Source organism: Methylomicrobium sp. Wu6, assembly GCF_035916875.1.
In the GTDB taxonomy this organism is placed as follows: Bacteria; Pseudomonadota; Gammaproteobacteria; order Methylococcales; family Methylomonadaceae; genus Methylomicrobium.
The window spans coordinates 165,749-190,044 of record NZ_JAXUHN010000092.1; the positions used below are offsets into that span (position 1 = coordinate 165,749).

A 24,296-nucleotide genomic window follows, 5' to 3' on the forward strand; every position below is an offset into this window, starting at 1 on the left:
GGGATGGCGCGCTGGATGAAAATTCGATTTCGGCATCGAAAAATCCATATGTTCATCAGCCGCATTTGCTGGCTAACCCGACAGAATATCCACTATTATACACGCTTTGTATCGCAGCGCTCACCCTCTTGCGAGCGTATCGGTTTGTTCCATATCCAAATTTTTCTAAGTTATGAAGCCATTAACCGTATTTATTCTGATCGCACAAGCGGTGCTCTTTGCGCTGGCCTGCTCGTCTCTTGGTCATGCCGGCGTCATCGCGGGATTGCCGGTACAAGGCAGCGCCGAGAGGCCCGTTCTGTTGCTTGAGCTGGGCAATGGGCCGCCGTCGGCGGGCGTTGACGATAAGACCACGAGAGTGTTCGCCGGGGAAATCTCAGGCCATGAAGGCGACACTTCGATTCACACTGACAAGGATGAAATCAGCTCTTTGCATCCCGGCTTCGGCAGCTGGAAAGTGGGTTTTCGCTTCAAGTCCGGATCCGGCTTTCCGGCCGGACCGTACACTTTTTGGGCTCGCTGGCGGCAGGGCGGAGACCCTGCTGTCTGTGTGCAAACCTTCGAAGTTCGGGCCGGACCGGATACCTCCAGGCTGGAATTGCGCGGCACGCTGTCCATGAGACCCAAGGGTTGGGATTACGCCTGGATAGCAGCCGAGACGCCGATCACCCTGAAGGCAGATGACGCGGTCATTGAGGTCACGGATAGCGGCGCGGGGCATGACGCCAAGGTTTTCGACGCCTTTATCCTGGCTTCGCCATTAGCGGTGCTGCCGGCCAGCGGCACGGCGGATAAACCCTTGATACTGTTGGATCTGGGCAAGTCGCCCGCCTTTGCCGCTGACGAAAAAAATAATTCGCTGCAAGTTCGGCATGGCGAGGCCACTGCGGGCTCCGGCGCCGAGTCGGTATTGACCGAGAAGGATGAGGTTCAGGTTTTTCACCAGGGGTTCGGCAGTTGGGATGCCGATTTTCGTTTCGCCCTCGATCCGGCGATTACGCCGGGGCAGTACCGTATTTTCGCCCGTTACAAAAGCGGCGGCGAGGTCTCCCAGGTGGCACAAAACTTTACCGTCAGGGCAGGGGCGCAGCCCGAACAATTGGCGATTCGCGGCGATTTCGTGCTGACCAATACGACGCCCTGGGACTATCAGTGGTTGGAAGCTTCAGTCACCGTAACCGTATTACCAGGCGATCGTTGGCTGACAATCCACAACACCGGCAAGGCCGACAGAGCCAAGGTCTTTGACGCTTTCTTGCTGAAACTGGAAACGCCGTTGGGCGACTGGATGACCGCCGACCAAGCTCAGGCCAGAAACCGCTTTCTGGCCTTGACCAAGCCTTTGCCGAATGCCGAGCGCCGCCTGTATCTGCTTGACGGCCAAGGCGAACAGAATGACATCCTGTTTCGGGGGCTGGCGGCCGATGCCGTGCGCGCGCGCTATGAAAAACTGTCGGTCGCGTATCTGATGGGGCCGGACGCCGATGCGCTGGTCCGCGACTTGAACCTGCCGGCATTGCCTGCCGCGGTGATGACCGACGATCATTACGCTGTGCTAGGGGTGCTGGCGAGGCCCGGCAGCGAAGCGGAGGTGGCCAGGTTTCTTGCCGATCCGGAAAAAGTCGGCCTGATGCCTGCACCGACCGCGGCCGCGGCCGATGTTCCTAAACCGCTTAAGGCCGGCATCCCGGAAACTTGGCTGGTGGGGGGATTGCAGGATGGCTTGGCAGGTCTTTCGACGGTCGGGCTGGATAGCGAAACCGTGTTGCGGCCGAATCCCGGCCAGCCCTACCTCAGCCTGCAAATGATGGGCGGCAAAATGCTGGCCTGGCAGGCGGCAGCTACACAAGCCGACGGCAGCGCCGACATCGCTGCCAGCACCGACCATGCCTACGGCTGGTCACGCGGCAGCGGCTATGCGCAGCTCTACCTGCATGCCGATCAAGCCTCGCAGGCGCTGCTGCATCTCAAACAGTCCGGCATCAGAACTACGGGTTGGCTGGATGGCCGGCCTTTCGAATTGAATGATGATCCGCATCCGCCAGCCGGATTTTCATCTGCGGTGGAGCACCTAAAAACCCTGCTGCACGGACTGACCACCGAAGGTTTGGCGGAAACGGCGTTGTCGGATCGCCCCGAAGCGCCGCAAGCCGCGACGCTGAATCTGTCGCCAGGCTGGCATAGCCTGCTGGTTAAGCTGGTCATGCAGCATGATCAGGGGCAAAGGTTTTATTTCGCCGCAAAGTTTACCGATGCCTCCGGCCGGCCGCTGGATTCGCTCAAGACGCAACTGACCGATCCCTCGGCCGATCCGAAGCTTAACAGCATCGCCGCCAGGTTGCGGCCGCTGATCTTCGTGGATGCTCCGGCGAATCTCCCGTATCCGGGCGATTCGCTCAAACTGGGCGTGGACATGCGCTGGCATCCGATTCTGGAGGAAACGAGTTTGCCGGCGCCTTTACCGCGTTTTCAGGCTAAACTGCGCTTGCGTCTGGTGGATTACGGCGGCAACGAGGTGGAGGTAAAGGAAGTTGGCGGTCTGTTTCCAGGGCAAGTCGAAGTGGATTTCGGCAAGATTAAAGAATCCGGTTATTACGCGGTTTATCCGTCCTTGTATACGTCCGCCGGCCAGTTGATTATGAACTATCCTGCGGACGGTTTTTCGGTAGTTCGGGGAGCGGCCGAGCAAAAACGGCGTTTGGATCGCAAAAAACTCTGGAACAACGACTATTACGCCCTGGCCGAAGGCGACAAGAGCTTTCGTCGACAGGGCGGCTATTTTACCTGGCTGGAACGGATGGGGATTTACCAAAGCTACGGCAGCTATCCGGGGTTCGATCCGCAGTATCGGCCACAGTGGGAGCGGGCGAAGCAGCGCGACTTGCGGTTGTTTGCCGATGCGTCGGGCGATAGCTTTTGGTTGAACGACAATCCTGCGGACGGACAAAAATTCATTAACGCCGCTGCAGAATTTACCCGCTTCTTCAAGTCGACCAACGAAATCGACATTCGTCGTGAGGGGGAATGGCAAAAGCTGCGCGAACCCTCGCATTGGGTGGAACGGGCCAAGTGGGAATTTGAGCAGGCGCACAAGGCGCGCAGCGATGCCCATTATGTCGGCGGCAGTCTAGTGCGGCCGGGCGGGGACGCGTGGTTCAAACAGGTGTTGCAATTGGGCCTGGATCGTTATCAGGACGCTTGGGATGTGCATGCCTACCCGCAACAAGCGCCGCGTTTCGGCGGCTCCATCGGTAATGGGGAAAGCGAGGATGAGCGCGGCGTGCTGGCCGCTTACGCGAGCCTGGGCAGGAAAAACAAGCTGCCTTTCTGGTTGGGCGAGACCGGCGCAAAGACCATGCATGGCCTGACCGGACGCCGCTGGCAGGCCGAACAGGTCGCGAAAATAATCGCCTGGGTCAATAGCCGCAGCGACTATCTGGGATTGGCGTTCTGTATAGGCCACGAATACGACTTGGCTTATGGCCGGATCTGGGATTATTCGATGGGCCACAAGCCCGGCGAGGCAGCACTGTATACGGCGAGCGCCTTGATCGACGGTTTGCCTTATCGAGCTGTTGATACCAAGAACGCCGATGTCCAGGCGGCCTACTTCGGCGAAACCTTGATGATATGGCGGTCTGATGAGACGAGCGGCGATTGGCCGTTACGGCTTGATCCCGGTAAACGCTGGGTGCTGGTGAACGTCGTGGGACAGCGCCAAGATCTTCGGGTTGACGCCTCGGGTTACGCGAACATCCCCGTCTCCGCCAGCCCCGTTTATGTGTTGGCACGTGCCGACTATGAGCGGTTGACGGGCGGATAGGCAGGCAGCGCATCAACGCCCGGTTGCGTGCGCAATGCGCCTTTGCCGGCGCATTGCGGTTCTATCAGATTAACAATCATTAACACGAGATTGCCGGGTTATCCCGGCAGTCTCGATCGATAACGAGTTTCCAGTCAATTTTCGGCATGACGACCTTAGGTGGTCTGTCTGCCGCGTTAGGCAGCTCCCTGAGCGAAATATTCACGCCGGGCGTGAGGGTTCGCCATAAATCCTCATCCAAAATTAATTCAAGCTTCATCCAATTTTAATCAAACCTTGCGGTTTCCTCTCATGTTGCCTCTGTATGCTTGACGCCATCGAAGTGACTTATGCGTAACGCCGGTCGCGATGGTTTTGAGAGTCAATGGCTTTACCGGACATCATTGAATACAGACAGAATAGGGGAGTAGGGAATATGCCGCTCGGTTTAGGTAACATCTTCAACGGACTCTTCAAGCAATATGGACACACGGTGATCCTATTGCTGCGGTTTATCGACATAGCCATGTTAATTGGCGCCGCTTGGGTTTCTCATTATTTTTGGCTTAGAGAGTTCGTCATCGATCAGGACTATCGGATTGTGATAGCGCTGGGCGTGTTGGCGGCCATTATCTTTTTCGAAATCGGCCAGGTTTACCGACCCTGGCGCAATGATGCGATGCGTGGAGAAATCCCTCGTATCGTCAGAGCCTGGGTATCCGCCATCTTATCGGTAATTTCCATTGTCGCCCTGATTCGTCTGCATTTCTGGTTTGGCTCCAGTTATCGCTGGATTATCACCTGGTGGGTGCTGGGACTGGTGTCCGTCCTGGCTGCCCGGAGCTTGCTTTCCCGCGTGCTGCAATGGATGCGCGCGCACGGCTGGTCCCAAGGCCGCATTGTTCTGGTCGGGTTAAACCACATGGCGGTTGCGGTCAGCCGCCAGTTAAGCCATTCATCCTGGGCGGGTCTGCACGTGATCGGATATGTCGATGATCGGACTGAGGCGAGGGTTAAGGATAGCGATTTTTCGCTGCCGCGGCTTGGAAAAGTGGAAGACCTTGCCGCTATCGTCAGCAAGGAAGCGATTGATGAAGTCTGGGTTGCGTTCCCCGGCGAATCGCTGGCTGAACGCGCTCAATATGAACTGCGGCATTTGCCGGTCAGTATCCGGTTGGTCATAGACTGTTTTGCCTTCAAGCAAAGCAAGTTCCTCAGCCTGAACACGGTTGCCGGCATACCGACTCTGGATGTCTCGGTTTCGCCGCTGCATGGCATTAACCGTTATATCAAGGAGATTGAGGATAGATTGTTGGCATTCATCCTGCTTCTGTTGATCACTCCGTTGATGATGTTGATCGCCATCGGCGTCAAACTGAGTTCGCGCGGACCGGTGTTTTATCGTCAGGAACGCGTCGGTTGGAATAACCGCAAGTTCACGATGTTGAAGTTCCGCTCGATGCCGGTGAATGCCGAAGCCAAAACCGGCGCGGTTTGGGCTAAGCCTGGCGAGAATCGGGCGACCCGATTTGGCGGTTTCTTGCGGAAAACCAGCCTGGACGAGTTGCCGCAGCTGATCAATGTGCTGAAGGGCGACATGTCCTTGGTGGGGCCGCGCCCCGAACGTCCGGATTTTGTCGAAGTGTTCAAGGACCAGGTGCCGAACTACATGAAAAAACACATGGTCAAGGCCGGCATTACCGGCTGGGCACAAGTGAACGGCTGGCGCGGCGACACCGATCTGAATCGACGCATCGAACACGATTTGTATTACATTCAGCATTGGTCGGTTTGGTTCGACCTTGAAATTGCACTGCGAACCGTTTTAACCGGTTTTATCAATAAAAACGCCTATTAAGGAAACTCTTGCCATGTTTAGATCAATTTCTCTGATACCGGTTTTACTGTTGTCGGCGTGCGCCTTGGTGCCGGGCATGGAGATGAAGACCAACAGCCCGTTGTCGCATATAGAGGTTCCCACGATGAGGGACGGCAAGTTGGTCAAGGAAAAAGCCAAGATCATCCCGATTACCGCGGATTTGATTATCGATCGGGAAAATTCCAAACAGCAGGGAGGCAGCAATCTTCCGGCTGATAATGATCCAATGACTTCATATAAGATCGGCCCGCACGATAGGCTGCAGATCACGGTGTGGGAGCATCCAGAGCTAAACGATCCGGGCGGTGAGAAAATCAACCCCGATTTGGCGGGCAAGATGGTTCAAGACGACGGTACGCTTTATTACCCCTACGTGGGCAACGTCCCGGTGGGAGGGAAAACCGTCGATGAGGTTCGGGAGTTATTGACCGCGGGGCTTTCCAAATACTTCAAGAAAGTCAAGCTCGATGTCCGTGTGCTGTCTTTCCAGAGCCATCGAGCCGCCGTCGTCGGCCAAGTCGAACACCCGGGAATCCAGTCCATGAATGAGACGCCTTTAACAATTGCGGAAGCCATCAGCCGCGCCGGCGGCGTGACCAAAGAAGCCGATACGACTAACGTAACGTTGTCCCGCGATGGCAAGCTTTATAAGATCGATGTTATGAAGCTATACGAAAAAGGCGGCGCCGACCAAAACCTGCTGCTCAAGGATGGCGATGTATTGAATATCCCGGACCGTAGGGACAATAAAGTGTTCGTGATGGGCGAGGTCGGCCGGCAGCAGGCCCTGCAAATCGCGAATGGTCAAAGAATGACGCTCTCACAGGCGCTCGCGGAAGCGTACGGGGTTGACTTCAATACTTCGCGTCCGGGCGAGATTTATGTGATCCGAGTGGGAGAGATGAAGCCGGAAATTTTTCAATTGGATGCTGAGTCGCCGGATGCATTGATTCTTGCGGACCAGTTCTCCTTGCAAGCGCACGATACCGTTTTCGTGGGTACGGCGGGTATCACTCAGTGGTCCCGTGTGCTTAACCAAATCCTACCGGGGTCTTTCACTTCGGTTATGTCGCGCGCCGCCTTCATGGGGATGTAATGGCGTCAGAGAAAGAGAGTTTATTTTCACCTAATTGGGATATGGAAATGTATTCACAGAACGAAGCTACATTGTTACCGCCCTTGAGTCTGTCCCGGATCGAGGAGCATGGGGTAAGTATTCGAGACTATGTCGACCTGCTGTTCGAAGGCAGAAAGACTATTCTGTTGACTTTATTGTCCGTATTGTTGGTGACGACGGTCTATTTGGTGCTGGCGCCGCGCACTTACAAGGCAGACGCGCTGTTGCGGATTGACAAGAACAAGGCGCTGCTCGCGGCTAATTTGCGTAGCGAAGCGAATCACTCGCCGTCCGAAGCCGAAAATCCAAGAGCGCAACGGGAAGTGGAAATTCTCCGCTCCCGTTCGGTTCTGGGTAAGGTGGTGGAAGACCTCAATCTGGTAGTGGAATCTTCGCCGGTTTATTTTCCGGTCATCGGCGAAACGCTGGCCCGCAAACATGACGTCCATGACGGCATCGCGACTGCCTGGTGGGGGTTTGGACGCTGGGCCTGGGGCGGCGAAAAGCTGAAGATAGACACTTTTACGGTGCCCGATCGTTATCTGGACAAGGAGTTTACCCTGATCGCTTTGGCGGAAGGCCGTTTCCGGTTACTGGGGCCAAAGGATGAGTTTCTGGCCGAAGGCGGTGCAGGCCAATACCTCAGCGCCGACATCGGCGAGAGTACGCCGGTGACCGTTAAGCTCAGCGAACTCGAAGCGCGTCCTGGCACGCATTTCGAGGTGAAGCGAAAAACCTCGCTGGCCGCCATCGAAACTTTGCAGAAAGCCTTTTCGGTCAAAGAGGTTTCCAAGGACACGGATATTCTCAGTGTCGAATTAAAAGGCCGGGATCCGGAGCGGCTCGCTAAATCGGTCAACGACATTGCCACTATCTATGTCAACGCGACGGTCAATTGGGAGTCCGCGGAAGCCGGTCAGAAACTGGCTTTCCTTGAAAGCCAGTTGCCCATTGTCAAGGAACGTTTGGAAAAGGCCGAGCAAAGCTTGAGCGCTTACCGGCAAAAACATGGTGCGGTCGATATCTCCGCCGAGGCCGAAATACTGTTGAAGCAGGCTTCCGAAATGGAAACCTTGGGCATTCAACTCAAACAGAAGTACGACGAGCAAAGCCAGCGTCTGGAATCCGCCCATCCGGACATGATCGCCACCAACTCGCAAATCAAACGCGTCAACAACAAACTGGCGGCTTTGAACAAGCGGATCAAAGATCTGCCGCGTACTCAGCAGAGCGTTGTGAGTCTGTCGCGCGATGTGCAGGTCAATACCGAACTTTATACCTCATTGCTGAATAGCGCCCAGGAACAACGCATTGCCGCGGCGGGATCGTTGGGTAATTCCCGCATCGTCGATTTTGCCGTTACGCCGGAAAAGCCGTATTGGCCAAGGCCGGGCCTGTTGCTAGCCATCGCCAGTCTGTTCGGGTTGAGCGCGGGATCGGCTTTGGTGTTCCTAAGGAACTCCTTGCAACGTCACGACAATTATCCGGCCATGCTGGAATATCAGGTGGGGCTGCCTCTTTACGCCGCTATACCGCATAGCAAGAAGCAGCGCAAACTGGCGAGGCTGATTGACCAGGGCAGGGATCGCCAATCCGATCTACTGGTAAGTCAGGATCCGCTGGATATTTCTGTGGAGTCGTTGAGAGGCTTGCGCACCACTTTGGAAGCGACTATGGCGAGCAACGTCAGTAAAGTCATCATGATCAGCAGCCCGGCGCCGGGTATGGGCAAGTCTTTTGTCAGCACTAATTTGTCGGCCTTACTGGCCAGCATCAAGAAGAGGGTGTTGGTCATCGATGCCGATATGCGCAATGGCCGTCTGCATGAAACATTTTCCATCGACAAACAGCCGGGACTGTCCGATCTGTTGGCTGGCAATGCCACGCTCGGCGAAGTGATCGTCAGTCTGCCCGAGGTCGGGATAGATCTGATACCCAGGGGCAACATGGTGCTGAATCCTGCGGAATTGCTGGTGCTCGGCGAGCTGTCCGAAACCCTGGAGCAATTGAAGAGCTTTTACAACCATATCGTAATAGATTCGCCGCCGATTTTGGGCGCCACCGACGCTGCTATTCTCGGCAAGCTAGCCGACGCCACTTTCCTGGTCGTCAAGGAAGGCCGCTACACGGCGCATGAGTTGGAAGTCAGTTTCCGGCGTTTCCAACAAGTCGGCGTGAAGCCTAACGGCTTCATTATCAATGATATGAAAGAAGGCTCTTCTTATTACCCTTATTACGGTTATGCCTACCAGCGTAACGATTTGGACCCCAAAAGCGAGTCGGTATTGCAGGCCGGATATGAAGCACTGGGCGACTGGTTCGGCAAGCGCCAGGATCGCGACTATCTACCTGTCGAGGCATCCTTTGAAGACATAGATGACGACAACGAGAAGCTGGTTTAAGCGGTGAAGATACACTTCGAAAGGGATTTGCCGGCTCTTCTGTTCGCGTTGGTGTGCGCTTCGGTCGTGGCTTCGCTGCCCCAGGTCGAGTCGGCCTGGAACGGGGTGCAGGAAACCTATGGCGAACAGGATTTCGGTTTGAGGATACTGCGCGAGGCCATGTTGCTGGTAGTGGTCACTTACAGTTTTTTCGAGCCTAGATTCAGGCGTGGTGCCTTGTCCGGCAAGTCGTTCGCCTTTCTTAGCATTATCGCCACCTATGCGTTATTCGAGGTCGGCTATGCGCTCTACCTGGACCTGCCGTTGGCGGTGCCGATTGCCGGGCTGCGCGTTTTCGAGTACCTGCCATTAGCCTTGATCGGCTTCATGGTCAGCCGCCTAGGCGCGGGCGAACTCGTTCTCCAAAAGTTTGCGTCATATTTACGCTATTACATTGTCATTCAGGGTGTCTTGGCGGTCTCCCAGGCGCTTTGGGCGCCTACAATGTTTGGCGTGTCGATTCTGGGCGGAGGCCGGCCTTGGGGTACCTTCGTAAGCCCGAACCTGTTCGGCGCGGCAATGGCGACTTGTACCATGGTTTTTTCGATGACCGGGGTCTTGGGAATGCGTAAATGGATGTATTTCAGCGTCTTGCTGGCTATCTTGAGCGGCTCTCGTACCTCGATGTTCAGCGCTTTCCTGGTACTTTTTTTCAGAGCATGCGAGGCCGTGCGTGCCCGTGATCGTTGGGCTCTAGTTCTCTCGGCGCCGGTGCTTGCCATTGGTTTTTTGTTTCTGGCTTCAACGCCGCTTCTGAGTGGCAGGCAAGATGCGGATCTTGCTGAAGAAGGTCGTATCGCGCCATGGTTAAATACACTTACAACAAATATCAATGGGCCATCCGACCTGCTCTTCGGCTGGGGACTGGGACTCGGGTCGAATACCATAACCGTTATGTTTGGTGCTGATCATTTTCCGGGACAATTCATTTCCGACAGTTTGTACTTGTTTCTGCTGAACGGATACGGTTTGATTGGTGTAATGGCTTATCTTTCGTTACTTTGGATGAGTTCACAATTGTCCGGTCATCGAAGTAAGTTAGTGGTAACGACGTTCATCTTTGTGGCAGGCATACCCTTTAATTTATGGGAGTATTTTCCTCAAAATGCGATACTCATGTTCCTGTGGGGGCTAGTGCTGGGAACGCCTCGCAAGGCGCTTCCGCTATATGCACCCGTTCGGGTGGCGCAAGATGTTGAAGTGGGTGGTCCGGTTCAATCAGGGGAGAGGTAATGTGAACAATCATAGCCACCTGAAATCGATAAGAGATTGCATGCAAATTATATTGAGTGTCCGAATGAACGTTGCGGGGAGCGGGCTTTTTTGATGTATATGAGATTATGTAGGGTTCTTACCGCCAATGGGATATTCGTAAGTCTATTTGAAAGCCGAATAGTAGGCGATGCGTCTTGGGCATTGCTCGGTCAAATAGGATCCGGAATCGTGCTTCTTTTGGGAACCAGAGTCCTGACAGAGTTGGTGACGCCTGAAGTATTCGGACAGGTTGCACTCATGGTGGGCATAGTGGCTTTAGGCGTCAATAATTTTTCTTCCCCATTCGTTTTTGCTGGAATGAGATTGCTGCCTGAAACGATTCAGAAGCATCGGCGCAGTGACTTGATGCATATCCTTCGGGGACTGATCAGTCGCTCGGTCACGCTGGCGATAGTCCTGATGGCGATCGGCTGCGTGGTTTACGGCTATGTCGGCGAGAACAAGCCGTGGTTGTTCGTAGCATCAGGCCTGCTGCTCGTCGCCACAGTGCGCCGAGATTTTGGCGTGCAACTTTTGATCGGCGAGCGCCGTCAACGTGAGGCATCGCTTTGGCAGACCTGCGACAGCATCCTGCGTCCAGTGATAGCTATCAGCTTGGTGCTTTGGGGGAGGGGCGATGCGGTCTTGATCCTGCTGGGTTATACGCTGGCCAGTTTTGCGGCGAACACGATTTGGTTCAAGGTTCATCGGGGAGATGCCAAGGAAATAGCGAAGCCTCGGTCGTCTGCTTATCGACGTCTTCGCAAGGAGATTCTGGCCTATGCCTGGCCTTTGATCCCCCTGGAACTCGTCGGGTGGTTCAATACCCTCGGAGATCGCTATGTTATCGGCTATCTGATGACCGCCACGGATGTGGGCATCTACGCGGCAGCATACACACTGATCAACGAGGCGTTCAACCGTAGTTCCATGGTACTGTTGCGCACCTTTCAGCCGGTGTATTTCAATCATTTCTCCAGAGATCAAAGCGAGTCCGCACGCAGAGTGTTTCGCATTTGGTTGATCTGTGTCGTTGCCGTTGGGCTCGGGGGCGTTTTGGCGCTCGTCTTGTTGAAAAGTTGGGTTACCGAACTGCTTCTCGCCGAGGCCTACCAATCGGCAGCAGTGCTGATGCCGATCATCGGGATGGGGTGTGCGCTGCAGGCGGCCGGGGTTGTGCTTGCCCAACCCCTTTATGCAAGGAAAAGAACTCGGCTGGTCTTGCGTGGGCGAGTGGCCGGGGTGATTAGCGCTGCCATAAGCATACCGGTCATGGTGAAGTGGCAGGGATTGATGGGCGCCGCCATTGCGGCTCCGATATATTTTGGTACCGAGGCTCTGGTCGTCGCGCTGATCGCGAAGCCTTGGTTGGAATGGGTGCAGGTAGCGCACCAAAAGTCTGGAGATTTAAATGAATCATAGCGGAAGGGTATTGACCGTCGTCATACTCACCAAAAATGAGGAAAAAACCTTGGCACGTTGCTTGAGTGCCCTTCCAACGGGTTACGATGTGGTTGTTCTCGATTCCGGGAGTACTGACCAGACCCTCGATATAGCGAAACAATATGGCTGCATGATCCGTCAGCATGACTGGGAAGGTTATGCGCAGCAAAGAAACTATGCGCTTGAAGAATGTGACATCAGCACGCCCTGGGTGCTGTTTATCGATGCCGATGAGGTGTTTCAAAAAGAATTCTTCGATTGGGCTATGACCGCCGTGAACCTGGAGTTGGCTTCGGCGGACGCCGTCATGGTGCCCTCCTATTTCTTTCTGAGGGGAAAGCGCCTCGGGTACGCGCCAGGCTATCCCATCTATCATGCGCGTCTTCTGCGACGGGGCAAGGTGCGATTTCTTTCTCATCACGACGGGGGATTCGGTGAAAATATCGAAGAGGGTGCGAGGGTCGCTTTTGCGAAAATCCCCTACGAGCATTACTACTATGACGGCGAAATGCTGGAATGGATGCACAAGCATGTCGATCACGCAAGCCGGGAGATACGGGTCAATAAAGCGGGAATTATCATCAACCGCAGGAAGCGGCTCAGCATGTGGCTGGGGAACTCGATACTGAGGGCGCCGCTACGATTTATCTATCATTACATCATTTGTCGAGGATTTCTGGATGGACGGGCGGGCCTGGAATATTCATTGATGTTTTCCTGGTATGAGGCAACTAAATATCTGCTTGCCCGCTACGGCGAAAGACAAACATGAGAAGGCGTACTCAAGTAGTTCGGGGCGCAAGATTGTCAGGTGGGCGGCATGCTGGCCATTCGCTGTCCGGGTTTCACAATAGGGCCGAGTTCCCCGGAAACTCATAAGGTTCAATAGTTAATTAGAGGAGCATGAAGATGGATGTGGGAGTAGTCGCCACTCATATATCGCCAGCCAAGGGATATGGCGGTGTAGCAGTGACAGCCAGCGTGCTGACTAAAGCCTGGGCAGAGGTTGGACACCAAATCCGGTTGGTCGTCTCGGACGAATCGATTGACCGCAGGCTTAAACCGGAGGATCTGAAACTCGGCGATAATGTGGAGGTCGATCTCTATCGCTGCTACTGGTTTAGACGTTGGGGATTTGGCTTTGGCGCAATCCCTGCGATTTTGAAATTGTGCTTGGAGGCACCCGTTGTCTACATCCACGGCATCGCCACATGGCCGTGCACGCTAGCGGCAATTTTTTGCGTCCTGTTTCGGAAACCATTCATGGTAGCCGTACATGGGGGACTGATGCCCGAGCATGTGAAATTGATTAGGGAACGAAAGCCGCACAAATGGCTGTTCTATAAATTACTCACCTTTCCCACCCTGCGCCGCGCGATGGCTGTCCATTGTACCAGCGAGACGGAAGCTGAAGGTGTCAGAGACGTTCTCGGCCACGATGCTCGAATCTTAATCGTTCCAAACGGTATTGATAGCCGGAAGGTGGTGCCGGCAGGAAATCCTGGCGGCGAGGGAATAACGATATGTTTTCTGGGACATATCCAACAGGAGAAGGGGATTAACGCCTTTATCCGGGCCTGGCTGAAGACCCGGCGGCCAGCCGACCGCCTGGTGGTCGCCGGACGCGGTGTTGACGGGGCTTATTTTGAGGAGTTTCAGGGCTTGGTCGAACAAGCGAAAGGTGCGATTAGCTATCGGGGTTATGTCGGCCACGAGGAGGTCATGAACTTGCTGGCGAACAGTCACTTCCTCGTATTGCCATCGGGCCTCGAGGAGACGGGAGGCATGCGCGAAAACTTCGGCAACGTGGTCGCCGAGGCAATGGCGGCGGGCCGGCCAGTCCTGGTTGCCAGAGGGCTGGCATGGGACGGTGTTGAATCGATAGGGGCAGGCTTCATATTCGATAGAACTGACGCTTCGGCATGTCATGCCATCACTACGGCGCAATCATTAAGTCAATCATACTGGGATCATATGTCATGCAATGCGAGGACTTATGTGGAAGAGCATCTCAATCCCGTCACCCTTGGCAACCAGGTTTGGCAGGTTTTGATGGACCGCCAGATCGGTGGCGTCTCCGCAAAACCCCGTCAGGAGGCCATCCTGTGAATCAAGTGGGTACCTTCGGAACGTCTCTTTTTTTACGATGGCCCAACCGGGACAGGAAGGAACTTCTAATATGAACGTCTTGATCACTGGCGGTGCCGGTTTCATCGGCTCGAGGTTGGCAAAAAGTCTGGCTTCATCGGGTGCTAAGGTAACCGTACTGGATAATCTGAGCGAGCAGATTCATGGGCAGGGCGCATCCTTCTCCGATGACCTGCAGTCCGTTGCACACTGTGTTCAAGGGGACATTCGCGATCGGAGCTTGTTGGCTCGAGTGATTCAGGGGCAAGAGGTCATCGTTCACTTCGCGGCCGAAACCGGCACCGGGCAGTCGATGTATGCGGTCGAGCATTATGAAGAGGTCAATATTCGCGGCACTGCGGTCCTGCTCGATATTCTTGTCAATGAGCGGTCTCCGACGCTTCGGAAGCTTGTCGTGGCCTCTTCCCGGGCCATTTATGGTGAAGGGCGCTATCGCTGCGCTATTCACGGAGATGTCTATCCTAAAGCACGCAGTGTCTCGGCAATGACCAAAGGATATTTTGAACCCTTTTGCCCTGTCTGCGCGGGACCGGTTCAGGTTATGCCTACCACAGAAGATGCCCCGTTCTCGCCATCGTCCTTCTATGGCTTAACCAAGCAGATGCAAGAGCAAATGGTCATCATGTTTGCGGGTGCGCTCGGTATCGACGGCTTCGCATTACGTTATCAGAACGTCTATGGACCTGGACAAAGCCTTGCTAATCCATATACGGGCATTCTGGCCGTGTTTTCCAATCTTGTCCGTCAGGGCAATTCCTTAAACGTTTTCGAGGATGGCCAAGAAAGCCGCGACTTCGTCTATGTGGATGATGTTGTCCAGGCTACTGCGCTTTGTATAGAGCCGCAGGTACGCGGTATCCATTCCTTGAATGTCGGTTCGGGGAAACGCACCTCGGTGTTTGACGTGGCCCAGGCGATTGTTAACTACTTTGATGCAAACGTCGCTGTTCGGGTTACGGGCGACTTTCGTCTAGGCGATATCCGCCATAACGTGGCCGATATTTCAAGCATCAGGACCCTAACGGGGTTCACACCGAAATGGTCCTTCAACGAAGGTCTCCACCAATTCCTTGCGTGGGCCGCGCGTAATGAAGCCAATGATGCAGGTTACGAACGGTCTTTGGCGGAGCTTAAGGAGCGCGGGCTATTCGCCGTGGGTGCCAAGCACTGATTTTGTTTATAGCATTGGATTATGTTTGATTTTTTGTTTATTGCGGCGAGCTTTTTCGGTTATGCCAAGGAGATTAAGGCAAACCTGGAACAGCGTGGACGCAATGTCATCTGGTTCGAGGATCGCCCTGCAACCGATACGGCCACGAAGGCACTCTTGCGATTGTCGCCGACTCTAATCGCGGGCAAAGCGGAGCGCTACTTTGACCAGATTATAGAGCAAGTCCGACAGCAACCCATACGTGATGTCCTGGTCATAAAAGGGGAGGCCTTGAGCATTGAAGCGATCCGCCGCCTTCAGAAAGCGCTGCCTGATGCGCGCTTCACAATCTACTTTTGGGACAGCTATCGCAATATGCCGAAAGACAGCTTCCAGAAAGTCGCGTTGTTTGATCGTGCGTTAACTTTTGATCCTCTTGACGCGGCTTCGGATAATCGCTTGATTTACCGGCCTTTGTTTTTTGTTGAGGAGCAAGTCAATCTCCCCACCGTTGAACAGGATATCGATCTGCTCTTTTTCGGGACCGCTCATGACGATCGCTATTCCATCGTCAAAAGCATCGAGCGCGGGTTGCCGCACGGCGTCCGTTTCGCAAAGGTTTTGTACATACCCTCCCGAGGTATCTATTATTTTCGCCGCTGTTTCGATCCGGCGTTCAGGCGTGCGAAGCGCGACGAGTTTATTTTTACCCCCTTATCAAAACGGAATATCATGGAACTCGTGGCACGCGCCCGTGCGGTAGTCGACATAGAGCGTGTCGTTCAGACTGGCTATACGATGCGCAGCATTGAAACTTTTGCTGCGGGCAGGAAGATCATCTCGACGAACGCTCGCCTGGGCGAAGCAGATTTCTACCATGAAAACAATGTGGCAGTCATGGACAGGAATAAACCGCGTGTCGACCCGGAGTTTCTTGAATCTCCTTTCATGATGCCTAAGCGCCACGTACGGCAGAGATATACACTGTCAAGCTGGCTTGACGACGTACTGCTTCAATAAATATAAATGCCAAAGTGGGTGTGAAGAGCGGGAAACCCCGTCTTTTCAGAATAAGTAAACGATTGCGGATAATATTAAGAGGCGGTTTTTTTTATGAAGTGTTCACTGATCTTGGCAACGCTAGGAAGAGACAGGGAACTGGTTGATCTACTCGATTCCTTGGCATATCAAACTTACAAGGATTTTGAGTTGATAGTCATAGACCAGAATATCGATGGAAAGATTGATGCCATCGTTGAGACGTTTAAGGATCGCATGACATTGAAGCATATCAAGGTAAATTTCAATGGAAACGCCCGCGCTAGAGATTACGGAATACAGTTTGCGGTTGGCGATATTATTGCGTTTCCGGACGATGACTGTGTTTATGAAACAGATGTTTTAGAAAGAGTTGTCGGTGAATTTGAACAGCAGCAGCAACTCGGTATTCTGGTGGCGGGATCCTATGATTTTTCTAAAACCAACTTCAGCATAGGGGTGAACTCTCACAAGCCAGTCTATTTCTCACGTCTTAATATGATGGGGGTTGAGTTTACGCATTTTTTTTGTGTGGCCAGAATGCGTCGGGAAGAATTTTACTTGGATCATGATTTCGGAATCAATTCAAAGTATTGTGGAGCAGAAGGGCCGGAACTCTTGTATCGGCTGCTACGCGCTAAGCATAAGGCATTCTATACACCAGAAATAAAAATTTATCATGCCAATAAGGATGCCTATACCATCGGTAGCGAGCGAATGCTGAAGTATTCCTCCGGAAATGGCGCATTAATCAGGAAGTTTTTCAATGAAAGAGATGTTTTTATTCTGTATTACATGATCAAGAAAATGCTTGTTGCTCCTATTTTGAAGATGATAGGGGCAATTCTTATTTTTAATTCTAAAAAGACAGAATATTATTATAAAAACTTGGTCGGCATATGGCATGGTTTTTTGGTATATCGGAAATGAACTGCTTTGGTAACTATGTGAGTATTCATTGATAATTCGCAGTTCAGCTCGGGTTGGTGAAACAGTCATCAGCCCCTTTGTCGGAACAGGTATTTTTATGTTTCGCAAATCTACATTTTAAATTGCTATGAGGATAAAAAGGTATGACGCCTTATATTAGTCAGGATATGCCCGTTCTGTCCGTTGTAATTCCCTGCTACAATGCCCGCGCGACCATACGCCGCTGCCTGGATGCCCTTGAGAAACAAACGCTGCCGCGGGCTTGTTACGAGATCATCGTCGCCGACAGTTCCACCGACGGAACCACCGACATCATCGCAACGCACTATCTGAATGTGCGTTTGTTGCACAGCGATACCCGCCTGTATTACGGCATGGCACGCAATTTCGGACTGGATGCGGTCAGGGCGGAAACCATTCTTTTCATCGACAGCGACTGCGTGGCGGAACCGCAATGCCTGGAGCAGCATTTGGCCGCACATCGCGAGCATCCGGAGGCGGTGGCCGTCATGGGCGGCATCGTCAACGGCAATCCACAGGCTTTCTGGGGCTGGGCGATTTTTCTGATCGAGTTCGCACGCTTTCTGCCGACCGGAACGACCCGCGCCGTACACGATATCATCACCGCCAATACGTCTTTCAAGGCCAGTGTGTTCGAACAATACGGGCGATTTCACACGAGTTCTTACTCTGGCGAAGACAAGCGCTTTCTCAGTATTCTATACGGCGCCAATGCGCCGCGGCTTTTTGCTCCCTCGGCAACCGTCGCTCACGTGAATCGCGATAGCGCGAATTTGGTGCTGCGTCACCTCCACTGGTTGGGGCAAGGCGTGGCACATGTCCGACTGGAGAATAGCGAGGTGAACCCAATAGGGCGATGGCTGCTGTTGTTATCGCCGCTGCTTGCGCCATTGCGTATGGGACGCATCCTGTGGCGATCCGTCAAGGCCTCGCCTGCCCTCCTGGGGCGCCTAGCTGTATTATGGCCCTGCATACTGTCCGGCTTCATTGCCATGGGGATGGGGGAGGCGCGCTACACTTTCGACTCCCTACGCACAAGCCGGCTGAACAGGGCGCAATCCAGTTCCTTATGACGAACCGGTTTCACGCGGCAGTGGACGGCATCCGGAAAGGCTGAAGGGTGCGGTACCACTCAGAGGTTGTGAATTTTTCAATATTCGCGGAGACAAGCAGTTCTATCGGCTTGCCGCCAATGCGGACACAAAGGCATGATAGAAATCACCGGGTTCCATTCGAACCCTGAAATCGACTTGGAACTCCCCTTTTAATGGTTTTTAGCCCAGTTATCCGCATTTGGGCGCGGCCTTCCCAGTGAATATCCTCATCGGGTTGCGCGCCAAAGCATGGAGCATCGGCATGCCTCGAAACTTGTCTTTTGCCTCGTACTCGCAGCCATGCTTGTCCTGCCGGTTTCAGGGGCATTAGCCACCCAGCGCATAACCGGTAATCTTACGAGGGTTAAGATCCGCGATGCCCCCGGATACAATCAGCTTGAGCTTGTCACTGAGCTATTCTTAAGCGGTTCGCATAAAATTTGTTGGCACTTGAATTTTACAAATTCAATGCATTACGGTATGCGGGAAATGCAAATAGACTTCTCGCTTAGCAATAGGATGTTACATTGAAATCATGTTGTAGGGGGACGCGAGCCGCCCCCTACAAAATTTATTTTTTGCTGTGACTATGTTATAACAAGTCCAGCAGCAGGAATAGCGCCACCGCCAATCCCAAACCGCAATGAATCACACCGGCGATGCTGGCATAGGGCCCCATCTTTCCGGCCGCCGGCAGCTTATTAACGATGTCGAATCGTTTCAACGCAAGATAGGCCCCGTTATATTCGAGTAGCAGAATGATCGCGACCGCAATGATGAATGGCAGAAATTTAAATGTCAGGTGCGGGTAATGCGAAGATGCCGCCATGAAGAACAGCATCGGTATCGAAAACAGCGTATTGGTTCTTGATGCCAATCCTGCCGCGGCCAGCGCCTCTCCCGCGTTAGGTAGCGCCGCTCCGCCTTGTGCGACCTGTTTGGCCGAGGCGATCACGATTTTTTGATTCGGCCAGATGATCAGCCAGACATTCATGAACATGATGATTCCGAGCAGGGCGCCGATATATATGTCCATCGACGAAATTCTGCCGGCGCTGACTGCGAACATGCCCAAGCCGGTCAGCAGGGTTAACACCGCTCCCCAACGAAACCACCAGAGCGCGCGCGGCGCCAGCTTTTGCAAGGCGTCCGCTTTGGCGGAGGTTTCGGCTTCCTTGAAGTATTCGGTTTGCACGAAGTTGAAATAATACAGCAATCCGATCCAGGTGATGCCGCCCAATAAATGCCCCCATCGCAAAAGCATTTCCAGACCGGCGCTTGTCGTAACGATTCCCATGGCAACTCCCCTTTATAATTATTCGTTATTGATGATTGGTTGAAATTGTACGTCATGCATCGACGCCGTACCGGTAGATATTGGACAGAATCGGCAGTAAAAGTCAAGAAAATGATTTGAAAGGGGCGGCCGAGGAGGGCGCTTATGCGTTTCTCAGGGCAATAAAAAGCCCGCATGAAGCGGGCGTGTTGAGCACTTTATTATTATTGTTATAATGCCGTTGTACTTAGAGTTGTGGCCTGTACAACTTTACTCAAGCAGGTTAATTTATCTTATTATTGTTATCAGCATAGCTTATAAAGCTATCCTCCTCCGCCGGTTGATTAACCAGTCTCGCTCTTCAAGAGCGCGGCTATTCTAAATCGGTTGAAAACAGCTTGTCCACCAAAAAAATGATTTTTTTTAAAAAAAATCATTTTTTATATAAAAAAAATATAAAAACAAGGTGTTATGTTTTTCGTGCAGCATTTGTGCATAGCTATCAGCGGTTCGAAATGCCGGTCCAACTGGGATTGATTTTCATTTAGATCAAAACTTTCGGTGGATGAATGCTGCACAATCCGAAAGCTGCGGTCACTCCTCAATGAGCTTCTCTGGCTTTCTTGTCTTCCTCAAGGAAAAAATTTAGCCGCTCGCTTAGGATTGAAGATAAATAAAAATTCAATCCTTTCGATTTTTGCGCCAGTCTGATTTGGGTGATCGCATCGCGCGTTTGGCCCATCGCGTAGTAATATTCGGCAAAATAACGGTGCGATTCGGCAGATTGGTGCAGTTTGCCGTAGGTTTCGGCCAGCAATTGATAATAAACCGGCAGTTTATGCGCATTTGCGCTCAGCGAAAACAGGGCTTGTCTGGCTTTTTCGGCTTGGCCGGTTTTGAGTAGCGACGTGATATATTCGAATTTGATCGCTTCATTTTCGGGAAAGCGGCTACTCAGGTTTTCATAAAGCGCCAGTGCCCTAGCGAATTGGTTTTGTTCGAGCGCGGTGCGAGCCAGGGCTGCGCAATATTGCGTTTGGTCCGGAAAATTGGCCACCAGTTTTTGAAAGATATGCTCCGCCTCGGCAAATTTTTGTTGCGCCAACGCGGTCAATCCGAGTCCGTAGGTGGAAACGGTCCGTTGCTCGCTGGTTCCCTGGTTCAGGCGGGCCTCAAAATATTTCCGGGTTTCACTCGGGTCGGCGCCCGCCAAGACCCTGAGTTTGGCCCGGATCAATTGGTAGCCTAGCGAGTCAGGGTATTGTTTATAAGGATATTGGTCGGCGCGCCCGCGCGAGTCGGAAATCCGCGAGGCGGTGACCGGGTGGGTACGCAAGAATTCGGGAATATTTTGGCCGTAATAGCGGGTCGATTGTTGCAGACGCTCGAAGAAGGTAGGCATGCTACGCGGGTCGAATTGCGATTCGGAGAGAATATGCATGCCGACCCGGTCGGCTTCTTCTTCGTTTTCGCGGGTAAAGTCGATCTGAAACTGAATGCTGCCGGCCTGGATCGCGACCAGTGCGGCCTGGCCGAGTTGCGGCGATTGCGTGCCGAGCAATATCGCGGCCAGCATCGCGGCGGCGGTCGGAATCGAGAGGCGTCCGGCGGCTTCGGCGGCGCGGTACAAATGGCGCTGAGTGACGTGCGCAATTTCGTGCGCCATTACCGACGCCAGTTCGCTTTCCGCTTCGGTAGTCAGGATCAGCCCGGAATTGACGCCGACATAGCCGCCAGGTCCCGCGAATGCGTTGATGTCATTTTCCAGCACCACAAAAAAATGAAACGGATACCCCGGCAAGTCGCTGACCGTGACCAATTTTTGGCCGACAGATTGAATATACTGTTGGACTTCCGGATCCTGATTAATCGTGATTTGCGAATTCAGACTGCGGAAGAATGCCGAGCCGAGTTGTTGTTCCTCTTCCGGGGTGATCAGCGTACCAGACGAGTCGCCCATGTCGGGCAGTTCGATTTTGCTGATGTCGTCGGCGGCGTGGGGCAGGGGCGGAAAGACAGTCAGACTGAAGGCCAAGGCCAAGAGAACGGTTTTTTGCATTAACAAGCGGATAATGGGGTTGAGGATTTGTGTTTTCCGGCTAACTGAGCCGATATTGTAGCGCATCGATGCGGAGTTTGACCGCTGCCGGCAAAAATCGTTGCATCGCTACGCGGATCACGCATCCGCGATGAAATTCGGTAAAATAGGCGTTTTTTTCATTCAAGCAGACGATAGACCATGCGCACGACTCGATTCCCGCTCAATACCGTTAAAGAAACTCCCGTGGACGCCGTGGTGGCGAGCCATCAATTGATGATTCGGGCCGGGCTGATCCGCAAACTGGCGGCCGGATTATATACCTGGCTGCCGCTGGGGCTGAAAGTTTTGCGCAAGGTCGAGAAAATCACCCGCGAAGAGATGGAGCGGGCAGGGGCTCTCGAAGTGCTGATGCCGGCCCTGCAGCCGGCCGAATTGTGGCAGGAAACCGGGCGCTGGGAAAAATACGGCCCGGAGCTCGCGCGCCTGAAAGACCGGCATGAGCGCGACTTCTGTCTGGGACCGACGCATGAGGAAATCATCACCGATCTGGCGCGCAACGAGATCAAGAGCTACAAGCAGCTGCCGATCACCTATTATCAGATTCAGACCAAGTTCCGCGATGAAATCCGGCCGCGCTTCGGCGTGATGCGCTCGCGCGAATTCGTGATGAAGGACGCCTATTCGTTTCATATGGATCAGGAATCGCTGCAGGAAACTTATGAGGTGATGCACTGTGCCTACACGGAAATCTTCAATCGTTTCGGCTTGAAATTCCGCGCGGTGATGGCTGATTCCGGAGCGATCGGCGGCGCGGTGTCGCACGAGTTTCACGTATTGGCCGATTCCGGCGAAGATGCGATCGCGTTTTCGACCGGCAGCGATTATGCGGCGAACATCGAACAAGCGGAGGCTTTGCCGCCTAAATCCCCCGGAGCCTTTCCGAAGGAGGCTTTAGAGAAAATAGCGACCCCCGGCCAAAAGTCAATTGCCGAAGTCAGTACGTTTTTAAACGTTGCGCCGGCCAAAATTCTGAAGACGATCGCGGTGATGCGTCAAGTTCAGAATGAGCGGAACGAGGAAATCGATGTCTTCTGCCTGCTTTTTTTACGCGGCGATCATGAACTGAATGAAGTCAAGGCGCGTAAGGTGTTGGGGGATTTCCGCTTCGCCCACGACGAAGAAATCGAACAGCATCTGGGTTGCCGCGCCGGCTACATTGGTCCTGTATTGAAGGATTCGGGCAAGATCATTCAATGGTGGGCCGATCATTCCGCGATGCATCTGAGCGATTTTGTCTGTGGCGCCAACGAAGCAGGCTTCCACTACAAAGGCGCCAACTGGGAAAGAGATTTTCTAGCAACTTCGATTGCGGATATTTCGGGACATGTCGCCGATATCCGTAATGTCGTCGAAGGCGATCCGAGTCCTGACGGCCAGGGTACGTTGAAGATCGCGCGCGGCATCGAGGTCGGGCACATCTTCCAGTTGGGCACTCGCTACAGCGAGTCGATGAAGGCGGCGGTGATCAACGAAGGCGGCAAGAATCACACGATGATCATGGGCTGTTACGGCATCGGCATTTCGCGCGTCGTCGCGGCCGCGATCGAACAGAATCACGACGACAAAGGCATTATCTGGCCGGCCAGCCTGGCGCCGTTTCAGGTCGCGCTGTGCCCGATGAACATGCACAAGTCCGAACGCCTCAGGGCCGTCGCGGAACAACTGTATCAGGACTTGCTCGCCGCCGGCATCGATGTGTTGTTCGATGACCGCAAGGTGCGCGCCGGTTTCATGTTCTCGGACATGGAATTGATCGGCATTCCGCACTGCATCGTGATCGGCGACCGCGGTATCGACAACGGCACCGTCGAATACAAGGCCAGAACGGCGACTGAGAATCAGGAAGTTCCGATGGCGGAATTGATCGATTTTTTGAAGACCAAGCTCATTTAACCGGGCTTCGGCAATAATGAAACGGGCGGGCATTCCGCCCGTTTCTTTTCCTGCGGGGTTTACTGGGCGGCTTTGAAATGGCTTACCGCAGCTTCGGCATGCCGGGTCGCTTCCGGCGCATGGCCCAGATTGCCGTGAGTGATCGCTTCTTCTAGCTCGGCGGCGCCAGCTTCGAGATGTTCTTTTTGCAGCCCCTTATCGACGATAGCGCCAGCAAGCGCATGTTCAAGCGAAGCGTTGGCATGCTCGACCAGCACTTTCGGATGGCCGGCCTTGCCATGCTCGACGGCGGCTTTCGCATGCTCGAGCGCGGCAGCGGCGTGCTCTTCGGCAAAAGCGGCGGAACAAACGAATAACAATACAGCGGTGCAGGCGGTTATTATTTTTTTCATGATCGTTTTCCTCTTCATTGTTCTAGGTAATCAATCCTGCCTTCAGAAATCGGCAACTGATGATATTCATCCAAAGTAGCGATAGAAAGTCCGGATCGAGGCTTTTCAATAATATTGGAATTTGACTTCAAAGTGTTGCAAGACGCAACACCATTATTAGATCATGAAAACTGATCTCAGTTCATTTGAAATTTGCAACGATAAGTGTCTCGCAGAAAGTTGATTGGCGTTAAACTAAAAGCTTTTTAGAACCAGCAGGAAACAGAGTTGGCAAGGGTTGCCCGATTAGAACTATCAGAAAACGATGACGCATGTTT

General features: G+C 53.4%; 16 protein-coding genes. 13 read left to right on the plus strand and 3 right to left on the minus strand.

Translation table 11 applies throughout. The features are described from left to right. Positions 1–172: 172 nt before the first annotated feature. The 12 genes from U2W12_RS17805 (at position 173) to U2W12_RS17860 (ending at position 18,296) form a co-directional block, all read left to right on the plus strand. Positions 173–3,823 (plus strand): hypothetical protein, encoded by a 3,651-nt coding sequence (locus tag U2W12_RS17805; RefSeq protein ID WP_326502036.1) that lies wholly within the window; start codon positions 173–175, stop codon positions 3,821–3,823. A gap of 415 nt (positions 3,824–4,238) precedes the next feature. Further along, complete coding sequence (locus tag U2W12_RS17810) at positions 4,239–5,660, plus strand: undecaprenyl-phosphate glucose phosphotransferase (RefSeq protein WP_326502037.1); 1,422 nt, start codon at positions 4,239–4,241, stop codon at positions 5,658–5,660. Positions 5,661–5,673: 13 nt separating this feature from the next. Next, entirely contained in the window at positions 5,674–6,777 is a 1,104-nt protein-coding gene (locus U2W12_RS17815) for a polysaccharide biosynthesis/export family protein (protein ID WP_326502038.1), read from the plus strand. A 41-nt stretch (positions 6,778–6,818) separates the two neighbouring features. Further along, positions 6,819–9,200, plus strand: a complete 2,382-nt coding sequence (locus tag U2W12_RS17820) for a polysaccharide biosynthesis tyrosine autokinase (RefSeq protein WP_326502039.1) — start codon at positions 6,819–6,821, stop codon at positions 9,198–9,200. A gap of 3 nt (positions 9,201–9,203) precedes the next feature. Then, complete coding sequence (locus U2W12_RS17825) at positions 9,204–10,472, plus strand: O-antigen ligase domain-containing protein (RefSeq protein ID WP_326502040.1); 1,269 nt, start codon at positions 9,204–9,206, stop codon at positions 10,470–10,472. 99 nt (positions 10,473–10,571) lie between these two features. Then, complete coding sequence (locus U2W12_RS17830) at positions 10,572–11,915, plus strand: lipopolysaccharide biosynthesis protein (protein WP_326502056.1); 1,344 nt, start codon at positions 10,572–10,574, stop codon at positions 11,913–11,915. Beyond that, a complete protein-coding gene (locus U2W12_RS17835) occupies positions 11,905–12,708 on the plus strand; it encodes a glycosyltransferase family 2 protein (RefSeq protein WP_326502041.1) in 804 nt (267 codons plus the stop codon). The genes U2W12_RS17830 and U2W12_RS17835 overlap by 11 nt, the downstream gene beginning before the upstream one ends. Before the next feature lie 137 nt (positions 12,709–12,845). Further along, positions 12,846–14,045, plus strand: coding sequence for a glycosyltransferase family 4 protein (locus tag U2W12_RS17840; protein WP_326502042.1), 1,200 nt, complete (start codon positions 12,846–12,848; stop codon positions 14,043–14,045). 70 nt (positions 14,046–14,115) lie between these two features. Continuing rightward, positions 14,116–15,255 (plus strand): SDR family NAD(P)-dependent oxidoreductase, encoded by a 1,140-nt coding sequence (locus U2W12_RS17845; protein ID WP_326502043.1) that lies wholly within the window; start codon positions 14,116–14,118, stop codon positions 15,253–15,255. Between the two features lie 21 nt (positions 15,256–15,276). After that, on the plus strand, positions 15,277–16,254 hold the full coding sequence (locus U2W12_RS17850; RefSeq protein ID WP_326502044.1) for a hypothetical protein: 978 nt from the start codon (positions 15,277–15,279) through the stop codon (positions 16,252–16,254). Positions 16,255–16,347: 93 nt separating this feature from the next. Continuing rightward, positions 16,348–17,202 (plus strand): glycosyltransferase family 2 protein, encoded by an 855-nt coding sequence (locus tag U2W12_RS17855; RefSeq protein ID WP_326502045.1) that lies wholly within the window; start codon positions 16,348–16,350, stop codon positions 17,200–17,202. Between the two features lie 143 nt (positions 17,203–17,345). Beyond that, positions 17,346–18,296 carry a glycosyltransferase family 2 protein gene (locus U2W12_RS17860; RefSeq protein WP_326502046.1) on the plus strand — a complete coding sequence of 317 codons (951 nt, stop codon included), beginning with the start codon at positions 17,346–17,348 and terminating at the stop codon, positions 18,294–18,296. A 613-nt stretch (positions 18,297–18,909) separates the two neighbouring features. Here U2W12_RS17860 and U2W12_RS17865 read toward each other — a convergent pair. Both U2W12_RS17865 and U2W12_RS17870 read right to left on the minus strand, forming a co-directional pair. After that, entirely contained in the window at positions 18,910–19,614 is a 705-nt protein-coding gene (locus U2W12_RS17865; protein ID WP_326502047.1) for a urate hydroxylase PuuD, read from the minus strand. A 580-nt stretch (positions 19,615–20,194) separates the two neighbouring features. Next, complete coding sequence (locus tag U2W12_RS17870) at positions 20,195–21,652, minus strand: M48 family metalloprotease (RefSeq protein ID WP_326502048.1); 1,458 nt, start codon at positions 21,650–21,652, stop codon at positions 20,195–20,197. Between the two features lie 180 nt (positions 21,653–21,832). Here U2W12_RS17870 and U2W12_RS17875 point away from each other — a divergent pair, with 180 nt between their 5' ends. Further along, the gene (locus tag U2W12_RS17875) at positions 21,833–23,587 is read left to right on the plus strand and encodes a proline--tRNA ligase (protein ID WP_326502049.1); all 1,755 of its coding nucleotides are present in this window, start codon (positions 21,833–21,835) and stop codon (positions 23,585–23,587) included. Positions 23,588–23,646: 59 nt separating this feature from the next. Here U2W12_RS17875 and smbP read toward each other — a convergent pair whose 3' ends face one another. After that, entirely contained in the window at positions 23,647–23,979 is a 333-nt protein-coding gene (gene smbP / locus U2W12_RS17880) for a small metal-binding protein SmbP (protein ID WP_326502050.1), read from the minus strand. Positions 23,980–24,296 lie beyond the last annotated feature (317 nt).